We start from the raw sequence: 10,463 nt of genomic DNA, 5'->3' as shown, positions 1-10,463 counted from the left end.
CAGGTTGAAGGCCGCCGGGTCCAGGCCTGCCTTCACCTCCCGCCAGTGCAGCCGCGTCGCCACGCCGGCGCCGGGTCGCGCCCGGGGTGAAAACGACATGACGGCCGTGGCACCAAGACCGTTGCGCAGCCAGTCGATCAGGATCTTGCCGCGCCGTCGCGCTTTCGATACGACAGAAACGAAACGATCCGGCTCCCGACCGGCCTGCGCTTCGGCGAACTGCCGGCTGAACGCCTTCACCGCCTCCCAGTCCGCCGCCGGGCGCAGCGGCACCACCAGGTGCAGCCCCTTGCCGCCCGTCGTGCGGCAGAAACAGGCCAGCTCCAGCGCCTCCAGCCGCCGGCGCAGATCGAGCGCGGCCTGCACCACCTCGTCGAACGCGACGCCCTCCCCGGGGTCGAGGTCGAAGACCATCCGGTCCGGATGCAGCGGATCGTCCAGCGTGGCGCCCCAGCCGTGCAACTCGATCGCCGCCATCTGGGCGCAGGCGCGCAGGCCCTCGGCGTCGTGCAGGACCAGGTAGGGGGCGCCGTCCGCCTCCCCTGCTCCGATCGCCGCCGGGAAGCCGGGGCTTGGGTGCTTCTGGAAGAAATGCTCCCCGTCGATGCCGTCCGGGCAGCGAACGAAGGCCAGAGGCCGGTTGGCGATCTCCGGCAGCGCGGCATCCGCCACCGCGTCCCAGTAATCTGCCAGGTCCTGCTTGGTGATCCCCGGCCAGAGCTGGCGGTCCGGATGGGTCAGGTGCACGGCATGGTCCCCTGGATGGCTCCCCTGGTTCGATACGATCCGCGACGGCGGGGCGACGCGGCTGGCGGCTTCCCGCCGCCGCGGCGGCACGGCGGGGCCACGCACGATCCGTCCGACCACGCCCGCCCCCGGCCAGGGACGGCGAGGCGCCTGGGGATCGGCCGGCGGCCGCGTCACCTCGCGCGGCGGCTTATCCATGCGCAGCCCCAGATAGACCGCGTGCCGCACGCGCCCGGAGCCGGACCAGGCGGCGTATTGCACTTCGGCCACCAGTTCCGGCTTGACCCAGCGGATTCCACGCTCCGGCGGGTCGCCCGACAGCAGCATCGCCGGTGGGTCGGCGGCGCCCAGCCCGTCGAGCCGCCGGCGCAGCGCCGCCAATTCGCGGTCGCTGAACCCGGTTCCGACGCCCCCGGCGTATTGCAGCGAACCGGCATCGTCGTAGTAGCCCAGGTGCAGCGACCCGAGGCCGGTCCGCGATCCCTCCGGCAGCGTCCAGCCGACGACCACGAACTCCTCCCGCCCCCGGCATTTCAGCTTCAGCCAGGCAGTCCCGCGGCCGGCCTGATAGGGCGCGTCGGCCCGCTTGGCGATGACGCCTTCCAGCCCCATCGCGCAGGCCTGGCGGCGCATCGCCGCGCCCTGCCCGGCATGATGGTCGCTGTAGCGCAGGCTCCCGCGCCAGGCATCGACGTCCCGCAGCAGCGCCTTCCGCTCATCCAGGCGGCAGGGACGCAGGTCCCAACCGTCGAGCTGCAGCAGATCGAAGACATAGACGAGCAGCCGGCTGGTTTTGTGCTCCGACAGCGCCTGTTGCAGCAGCGGGAAGCTGGACACGCCGTCCGCGCGCAACGCCACCAGTTCGCCGTCCAGCACCAGGTCGTGTGGCTTCAGGCGGGCGACCGCCTGGGCGATGGCGTGCAGGCGGCCGGTCCAGTCCTGGCCGTTGCGGGTCATGATCCGCACGTCGCCGCCGGACTTGAACAGCAGCAGGCGGTAGCCGTCGAACTTGATCTCGTGCAGCCAGCCCTCGCCCGCCTGCGGCTCCTCGGCCAGGCTGGCGAGCTGGACTTTCTGGGTTTCGGGCACGATCCCCCTGACCGCTCCCGGCGCGGGCCTGGCGACCGCCTTCGACGCAGGGCCGCCGTCCTTCGCCGGCCGCTTTTTCCGCAGCGGCTTTTCCCGCTCCAGCGCCCCGGCGTCATGGCCGGGCTGCTCGTCCGGATCGTGCTCCTTGATCAGCAGCCAGTTTTCCGCCCGCTCCCTCGGGCGCGGCTTCAGGCGCACCAGGACGTAGCCGCCGTTCAGCCGCTGCCCCCGCAGGGTGAATTTCAGCTCCCCGTCGGCCAGCCCCTTTTCCGGGTCGCCCTTCGGCTCCCAAGTGCCGCGGTCCCAGGTCTCCACCTCTCCCGCGCCGTACTGGCCCGCCGGGATCGTGCCCTGGAAATCGGCATAGGCAAGCGGATGGTCTTCCACATGGACCGCGAGGCGCTTGTCCGCGGGGTCGGCCGAGGGGCCTTTCGGCACCGCCCAGCTCCACAGCACCCCGCCATGCTCCAGCCGGAAATCCCAGTGCAGCCGCCGCGCCGCATGCTTCTGCACCACGAAGATCGGCGCGTTCCGCCCGCGGCCCCGGGACCGTTCGGCGCCGGAGGGTTCCGACGTGACCGTGAAGTCACGCTTCGCCCGGTACACGGGAAGGTCGGATGCCGCTTTGGTCCTTGCCATTCCGGGATAATGAGCGGGAATGGCGTCGGGTTCCACACCCGCGACAGGGCTCACACCGGGCCATGGGGCGGGGCCGCAGACCGACCGGCGCAGGCAGTGACCCACGATCCCCCGTCTTAGTCGCGCATGAACGCCTTTCGCAGCGGCTCCGGCACGCCGGAGATCGGTTTTGCGTCCGGCGTTCGGAACGTGCCGGCCGTCGCCTTGCGGGGTCTCAGGGCCGCCAGCACTTCGGCCTGGCGCATTGCCGCGGCGACGCCGTCCACCACCGGCACCGGCACGCGATGGGCGATCGCGCCGGCCAGTCCGGCCAGCGGCGCGCCGCCCAGGATCACGACATCGGCATTGTCCCGGGTCACGGCATCGTGGCAGGCGGCGACCAGTTCCTCGCCCTTCTCCTCCTGTACCGTGTTGATGTCGCGGAAGCCGCCGGGCACGCAGCGGATGCTCGCCAGGCGCTGCGACAGGCCGTTGTCGTCCACGCATTCGCGATACCAGGGCTCCATCGCCGTCGCGAAGGTGACGATCGAGAAGCGGCGGCCCAGCATGCAGGCGGTCAGCATCGCCGCCTCCGCCATGCCGATGACGGGGAACGGGAACAGCTCCCTGGCGCCGCCGACGCCGGGGTCGGCGAAGGCAGCGATCACGGCGACGTCGCAGCCGGAACCGTGTTCCGCCAGCAGCTCCAGCGCCGCACGGGCGCCGATCACCGCCTCGGCGCGGGTGGCGATATAGGGCACGCCATATGGGGCGGTGACGGCGACGACCTCGGTCCCCGGGCTGGCGGCTGCACGCGCGACGGCGGCGATGCGGTCGGTGACGGAAACCGAGCTGTTGGGGTTGGCGAACAGGATCCTCATGCGCCGGCGCCGTCGCGCGGCAAGGAGCGGACGAACGCGGCGTTCCACCGCAGGTAACCCGGCTGCAGATACGCCAGGCGGTCGCGGATCATCGCATGCGCGTCCTTCAGCCGATGGAACGGGATCGACGGAAACAGGTGATGTTCGGCGTGGTAGGGCATGTCCCACATCAGCAGCCTGACCGGGGCCCAGGTCAAGGTCGTGCGGGTGTTGGTCAGGCCGTTGCGGTCCTGGGTGCAGCCGGTGTGCTCCGCCAGCAGATACGCCCGCAACGGCGGCTGCCCCAGAAGCTGCGGCCCGATCCAGAACAGGAACGGTGTCGTCCAGCCGAACAGCCAGGCCGAGGCCACCGATCCCCCCACCATGACGGCCGCCATCGCCCGGCCGCTGCGGATGATCACCGGCGCGGCGGCCTGGGAGACGTATGGGTAGCGGCTCAGGTCGCCGCGCAGGCAATCCCACAGCACGCCCAGCCGCAGGCGCCAGAACACCACGCCCAGCACCCGTGCCACATACTGCCCACGCGTGGCGGGAGACGGGCCGGCAAGTTCGGGGTCTAGGCCCAGGACCTGCGTGTGCCGGTGATGCGCCAGGTGGTACGCGGTATAGAAATGCCAGTTCAGCAGCGAGGGGCACGACGTCAGCCACCCCACGACGGCATTGGCGCGGCGGGAGGCGAAGGCGGTCTGGTGCATCGTCTCGTGTGCCGGGGCGAACAGCGCCACCTGCACCAGGCCCAGCCCAAATACCGCCAGGATGGTCGCCGGCCCGGACGCGATCGCCACCAACCAGCCCGCCCCGGCCAGCAAGGCCAGGTGGATCCCCAGGCGAACGCCGCCGCGCAGGTTCGACCGCCCCTGCAGGGACCGCAGCTCCGCGATCGTCAGCACCCGCTCGGACAGCTCCGCCATCGCCGGTTCCTTTCGATGAGCGCCTGGATTGTGCAGCGCGTCACGGCATTGGACCCGCGGGAAACCTGGCGCGCAAGATGAAACAATGCTGCGGCGCCCGGTTTCCGCGTGACGGACGGCCGCCGACGAATTTCCCACCGGGCAGAATGGCTTTCTGGATTTCCCCAAGACAGGCTAAGAGACCGGCATGAACCGGTGGATCGCAGTCCTGGCCTCGGCTCTGATCGTCATCCTGGGGGGCGCCGGCGCCTGGTACGCCCTGACGCCCGGCGCACCGCCGCCCGAGGACGACACCGTGCTGCCGGTGCCGCCATTCCCGCCGCGCATCGCCCAGGGCCAAGGCTACGAGCACTGCCTCGCGACGCTGGCCGACGATCCGGCCGGCGCGGTCGGTCTCGCCGAGGCCCTGCAGGCCGCCGGCGGCAGCGAGGGGGCCGCGCATTGCCGCGGTCTGGCGCTGATCGCCCTGGGCAAGCCCGACCAGGGTGCCGAGGTGCTGGAGCAACTGGCCGGCGCCAGTACCGCCCCGCCGCTCGCCCGCGCCATCGTCCTGGGACAGGCGGCGCAGGCGCGGCTGATGGTGATGCAGGCCGACCAGGCGGCCACCGACCTGACCCAGGCGCTGGTCCTGTCGCCGCAGGACGCGGCGTTGCTGATCATGCGCGCCCAGGCCGAGGACGCGCTGCACCGCTACCCGGCCGCGGATGCCGACCTGACCGCCGCGCTGAACCTGGACGCGGACCGGACCGAGGCCTTGGTCGCGCGCGCCGCCGTGCGGCGGAAGCTGGGGCAACTGGACCTCGCGCGGGATGACGTCGGCCGCGCATTGGCGATCGATCCGGATGACGCGGACGCGCTGCTCGAACGCGGGATCGTGCGCCAGCTTCAAGGCGACGTCGCCGGCGCCCGCGCCGATTGGCAGCATGCCCTGGGGGTCGACCCGAACAGCACGACCGCCGACCTCGCCCAGCAGAACCTGTCGCTTCTGGAGGTCGGCCCGCCCGCCCGATGAGGACGGGCTAGTGAAGACGGGCCAATGAGAACGGCCCGCTGACATTGCCAGCTTGGCGTTTCCACGCTTGGATGCCGGGAACGTCCATAAAAGCAGGGTCCCCATGATCGATAAGTTCGTACCCGATGTCGCCGCCGCGATGGCCGGCATCCGGGACGGGTCCACCGTGCTGATCGCCGGTTTCGCCAACGGAATGGCCGAGACGCTGATGCAGGGCCTGGTGGACCAGGACGCGCGCGACCTGACCATCGTGCTGAACGCCGGCGGCCGCGACGATGGCCCGATCGCCGACCTGCTGGCCTCGGGCCGGGTGCGCAAGCTGATCTGCAGCTTCGTCCGGGCGGCGAGCGTGGCGGGGACATTGTTCCAGAAAGGGGAGCTGGAGCTGGAGATCGTGCCGCAAGGCACGCTGGCGGAGCGGATCCGCGCCGCGGGCGCCGGCGTGCAGGCGTTCTATACCCCGACCGGCGCCGACACGCTGCTGGCCGAGGGGCGGGAGACCCGCGTCATCAACGGCCGCAACTGCCTGCTGGAATATCCGCTGCGCGGCGATGTCGCGCTGATCGATGCGTGGGAGGCCGATCGCTGGGGCAACCTCACGCACCGCGAGAGCGCGCGCAACTACAACCCGGTCATGGCGATGGCAGCGGACCTGACCATCGTGCAGGCCCGCCACCGCGTCGAGCTGGGCGATATCGCCCCGCAGAACGTCCACACGCCCGGCGTGTTCGTGCATCGCGTGGTCCACATACCCGCCTGACAAGAGGCCGGCCGAGAGGAGATCGTCATGAGTGAAACCTTCGCCCCGCTCGATCGCGCCGGCATCGCCGAACGGATCGCGCGCGACATTCCCGAAGGCTGGTTCGTCAACCTGGGCATCGGCATCCCGACCGGTGTGGCGGATTTCGTGCCGCTCGACCGGGAGGTGATCTTCCATTCTGAGAACGGAGTGATCGGCGCCGGCCCCGCCCCGGCGCCCGAGGACGTCAACCCGTTCCTGGTCAACGCCGGCACCCAGCCGATCACGCTGCGCACCGGCGGCGCGTTCGTCCACCACGCCGACAGTTTCGCCATCGCCCGCGGCGGCCATCTCGACCTCTGCGTGCTCGGCGCCTTCGAGGTGTCGGAGAGCGGCGATCTCGCCAACTGGGCGCGCTCGCCAAACGAGCCGATCAAGCAGGTGGGCGGGGCGATGGACCTGGCGATCGGCGCCAAGCGGCTCTGGGTCGCGATGGAGCATGTCACCAAGGGCCATGGCGGGTCGCGCATCCGCAAGCTCTGCTCCTACCCGCTGACGGCGAAAGGGGTGGTGAAGCGGGTCTATACCGACCTGGCGGTGCTGGAGGTGACGGAGCACGGCTTCACGGTGCTGGACATGGTGCCGGGGCTGACCCGGGACGCGCTGCAGGCACGCAGCGAGGCGGAGCTGCACTGGCAATGATCGTTGGCATCGAAATCAAATCCCGCTCGCCCTTCGCCGGCGGCGCGTCCTTCGGCGATACCGGCGCCTATGTGCGGATCGAGGGGACCGCGACCGGCGCGCTGGACCCCGCCCATCCGGGCAACGCCGGCATCGCGCTGCTGGACAAGGCGCCGCGCGACCCAGCAGGCCGGGTCGGCTACAGATCGGATTTCATCCTGCTGTGCCCCGCCGATCCGGCGAAAGGCAACGGGCGGCTGCTGTATGAGGTCAACAACCGCGGCCGCATCATGATCTTCGCCAATCTGTGCGCCGGCGCGGCGGGCAACCAGCCCGCCTCGGCCGCCGACCTGGGCAACGCGCTGCCGCTGAAGCGCGGGTTCAGCATGCTGTGGTCCGGCTGGGACCCCGTCGCCCCGAAAGCGACGGGCCTGTCGCTGGAGGTGCCGGTGATCGAGGGCATCGTCCAGCCGATCCGGGAGGAGTTCGTCTCCGGCACGCGGCTTGGCGTGCATGAGGCGTTCAAGCTGTCCTACGACGCGGTCGGTGCGGCCTCGGTGACCGTGCGGCGGACGCAGGCCGGGGACCGCCGGTCCGTTGCGAGTGAAACGATAGACGGCCGGACGGTTCGGCTGCGGGAACCGATCGAGACCGGATCGATCTACGAGGTGCGCTATCGGGCGACGAAGCCGCGCGTACTGGGGATCGGCTATGCGGCGACGCGCGACGTCGTCAGCCATGTCCGCCGCTCCGACCTGGTCGGCCGGCCGGTCACGCACACGCTCGCCTTCGGGATCTCGCAGGCCGGACGTTACCTGCGCGACCATCTCTGGCAGGGCTTCAACGCGGACGAGGACGGACGCCGGGTGTTCGACGGCGTCTATACGCATGTCGCGGGCATCGGCAAAGTGTTCCACAACACCCCGTTCGGCCAGCCGTTCCGCACCCGCACCTGGCACGAGGATCATGATTTCCCCGAAGTGGCGTTCCCGTTCTCGGCGGCGCCGATGGACGATCCGCTGACGGGCCTGTCGGGTTCGGTGATGCGCGGAGACGCGACGGACCCGAAACTGATCGAGACCAACACCTCCACCGAATACTGGCAGAAAGGCGCGTCGCTGCTGCACACCGATCCGCTGGGGCAGCGCGATGTGGAGCCGCCGGCCAACGTGCGGACCTTCCTGATCGCCGGGTCCCAGCATGCCGGCAAGGCGGGCATGCCGCGCGACGCCGGCCCGTGCGCGCATCCGCGCAACTGGCACGACCCGATGCCCGCGGTGCGGGCGCTGCTGGTCGCGCTGGACGCGTGGGTGGCGGAGGGCAAGGACCCTCCGGCGTCGCGTGTGCCGCGGATCGCGGACGGCTCGCTGGTGCCGGCGGATCGCGTGGCGTTCCCGGCGATCCCTGGCATGGTGCGCCCGAAAAACGCCTGCGACGCCGCGCCGCTCGGCGACTGGACCGATCCGAAGCCGGCCGAGCGGCGGTATGGCGCGCTGGTGCCGCAGGTTGATGCCGATGGAAACGAAATCGGCGGGATAAGGCTGCCGGACATCGCCGTACCGCTGGGGACGTTCACCGGCTGGAACGTCTACAAGGCGCCGTATCCGGACGGTGAGCTGGCGGACCGCGACGGGTCCTTCCTGGCCTTCGCGGCGACCGAGGCGGAACGCGGCGCGGACCCGCGCGCATCCCTGGCGACACGCGGCGAGCGGTCCGGCCGGCTGAAGGCCGCGGCCGAGGCGCTGCGCGCCGACCGGCTGCTGCTGGCGGAGGATGCCGCGACGTTCGGCTAGTGCGCCTCAGTCAGTGCGGCGGAACGCCAGCAAGGGCAGCAGCGGCGCGCTGGAGATCAGCGAAACCACCGCCCAGTAGCCGGACAGCGACAGCATCCCTTGCGCATGCAGCCCTGCCGACAAGGTGCCGGCCGCGAAGGCCAGGTCCCACAGCGGCGCGGAGAAGGTGAACAGCACCGCCTGGCGCTCGACCGGCAGGCGCTGTTGGACGGTGGTGAACCATGCGGCGGTCGACACGATCTCGGGGATTCCGGCCAGAGCCAGCAGCAGCATCGCCTGCGGCGCCGATTGCGCGCAGAGCAGCAGGAGATGGACCCCGCCCTCCAGCAGCCCGGTGGCGAGGCTGAGCGTATAGGCCGAAACATGGCGCAACAGCCGGCCTACGAACACGGCCGAGACGAGGGCCCCGATCAGCGCGCCCACACCCTGCGCGGCCAAGAGCAGGGTCCAGGCCGAATCCGATCCGCCGAACCAGTCCTGGTTGGCCCAGAACAGGAAAGGCCGAAGCCCGCCCATCATGACGCTGTAGGTCACCGCCGCGACCAGCAGGCCGGCGATCTGCCCGTCCTTCAGGAGCGACAGGAACATCCGCACGCCGCCGGTCCGGTCACGCGCCTTTCTGCCGCCGGCGAAGGGCAGTGCGACCAGCCGCAGCACGGCCGTGGCCGCGGCCATGGTCATCAGGGCGAACAGCGCGAACGCCGTCTCGGCCCCCACGGCGGTCACCATCCCGCCCAGCGCCGGCCCCACGACCTTCGCCGCTCGGTCCGCCACGGAATAGAGCGTGTTGCCCGCCATCTCCCGCCCCGGCGGCGTGACGGGTGCACGCAACGCCAGCAGGCCAGGCGTGACGAACAAGTCCAGGGTGCCGATCGCGGCGATCAGCGCTTGCAGGAGCGGCAGGCTGCCGGCCCAGGGCAGGCTCGCGGTCAGCAGCGCCTGCACGCCCATTGCCACGCTTGCGACCCGCACCGGACCGGCGCGGCGCAACAGCGCTCCGGCCAAGGGGGCGAGGACGACCTTGGGCAACACGCGCAACCCCAGGCTGACGACCAGCGCCATGCCGTTGCCGAAACGGTCAGCGACCAGGATCGGCAGCGCCGCGATAACGCACCAGCTCGCGAGATTGTTCAGCAGCAGCGCCAGCCAATAGCCGCGGAACCCCGGCGCGCGCAGAAGGGACATCCAGGGATTCACGGGCGATGATGCCCGGGCGGAACGGCGGCGACGGGAGACAAGAGAGGCGGTCCAGGCGATCAGTGACCGCGTGGCTGCGCCAGAATGGCGCGGATGGCAATATCAGGCGATCACGCCGAGACCTGTGCTCCGGCATAGGGGCAGGCATGGCGCTTCTTGCGCGCGGCCACCGCATAGGCGCCATAGGCGCGATTTGGCCGGCTGTTCGGCTCGACGATCGTGTCGTGATAGGCCTCCCACTGCGCGTCGGTCAGCGCCTTGGGGCCCGGGGTGACGGCCATCCGTTCCAGCGTCTCGTTGGCATAGCAGTCCCGTGGCATCGGCTGTACCTGCGCCAGCGGATAGTCCGCGCGGATACGGATCGGGCTGTGGCTGCGGGTGAAGCGCATGTTCACGAACAAGGGGCCGAACCAGCGGTCGGTCTCGACGATCCCCTCGAACAGGCACACCCCGCCCGCGCCCGGCATGTTGGCAGGTGCGCGGACCAGCAGGTGCCAGTCGGGCGCGGTCTCGGCGATCAGGCCGGTCCACATCTGCAGGGCGCCCGGCTCCGGCAGCGCCGTCAGGAATGGCGGCGAGCAGCCCTTCAGCGCGGCCGGGGCGACGGCGTCAAATTCCGCCATGTAGTCCGGCAGTTGCGCCGAGGGCTGCAGCGGCATCCAGTCCGGCGCCGCGTCGCAGCGCCAGAAGACCTCGGAACCGTCCCACAGCAGCTCCAGGTCGATGGGCGCGAAAACCCACCAGCCGAACGCCGTGGCGCTCGTCACTGCCTCGCAGTACCGGACCGCTCGCATC

9 protein-coding genes are annotated in these 10,463 nt (G+C 70.7%); 4 read left to right on the top strand and 5 right to left on the bottom strand.

Annotation, left to right across the window (positions count from 1 at the left end; genetic code table 11):
* From ligD to VHB27_RS01580, 3 genes are all read right to left on the bottom strand, one after another.
* A partial coding sequence (gene ligD / locus VHB27_RS01590; protein ID WP_325597028.1) for a DNA ligase D occupies positions 1 to 2,475 on the bottom strand: 2,475 nt, incomplete at its 3' end.
* Between the two features lie 116 nt (positions 2,476 to 2,591).
* Positions 2,592 to 3,335, bottom strand: coding sequence for an aspartate/glutamate racemase family protein (locus VHB27_RS01585; RefSeq protein WP_325597026.1), 744 nt, complete (start codon positions 3,333 to 3,335; stop codon positions 2,592 to 2,594).
* Entirely contained in the window at positions 3,332 to 4,246 is a 915-nt protein-coding gene (locus tag VHB27_RS01580) for a fatty acid desaturase (protein WP_325597024.1), read from the bottom strand. The genes VHB27_RS01585 and VHB27_RS01580 overlap by 4 nt, the downstream gene beginning before the upstream one ends.
* 187 nt (positions 4,247 to 4,433) lie before the next feature.
* Between VHB27_RS01580 and VHB27_RS01575 the strand changes: the two genes are divergently transcribed.
* The 4 genes from VHB27_RS01575 to VHB27_RS01560 all read left to right on the top strand — a co-directional run bounded on the left by VHB27_RS01575 (position 4,434) and on the right by VHB27_RS01560 (position 8,471).
* Positions 4,434 to 5,258 (top strand): tetratricopeptide repeat protein, encoded by an 825-nt coding sequence (locus tag VHB27_RS01575; protein ID WP_325597021.1) that lies wholly within the window; start codon positions 4,434 to 4,436, stop codon positions 5,256 to 5,258.
* A gap of 103 nt (positions 5,259 to 5,361) precedes the next feature.
* Positions 5,362 to 6,018: a 3-oxoacid CoA-transferase subunit A gene (locus VHB27_RS01570; RefSeq protein WP_325597019.1), complete on the top strand. Its 657-nt coding sequence runs from the start codon at positions 5,362 to 5,364 to the stop codon at positions 6,016 to 6,018.
* Between the two features lie 27 nt (positions 6,019 to 6,045).
* Positions 6,046 to 6,699, top strand: coding sequence for a 3-oxoacid CoA-transferase subunit B (locus VHB27_RS01565; protein ID WP_325597017.1), 654 nt, complete (start codon positions 6,046 to 6,048; stop codon positions 6,697 to 6,699).
* Complete coding sequence (locus VHB27_RS01560) at positions 6,696 to 8,471, top strand: alpha/beta hydrolase domain-containing protein (protein ID WP_325597015.1); 1,776 nt, start codon at positions 6,696 to 6,698, stop codon at positions 8,469 to 8,471. The genes VHB27_RS01565 and VHB27_RS01560 overlap by 4 nt, the downstream gene beginning before the upstream one ends.
* Positions 8,472 to 8,477: 6 nt before the next feature.
* Here VHB27_RS01560 and VHB27_RS01555 read toward each other — a convergent pair whose 3' ends face one another.
* A complete protein-coding gene (locus VHB27_RS01555) occupies positions 8,478 to 9,656 on the bottom strand; it encodes an MFS transporter (RefSeq protein ID WP_325597013.1) in 1,179 nt (392 codons plus the stop codon).
* 122 nt (positions 9,657 to 9,778) lie between these two features.
* Positions 9,779 to 10,463 (bottom strand): DUF6065 family protein (locus VHB27_RS01550; RefSeq protein ID WP_325597011.1); only part of this gene is annotated, 685 nt, incomplete at its 5' end.

It is taken from the genome of Rhodopila sp., assembly GCF_035548235.1.
Classification (GTDB): Bacteria; Pseudomonadota; Alphaproteobacteria; order Acetobacterales; family Acetobacteraceae; genus Rhodopila.
The sequence above is the reverse complement of the archived record's forward strand: the minus strand, read 5'-3'. Positions and strand labels throughout refer to the sequence as shown.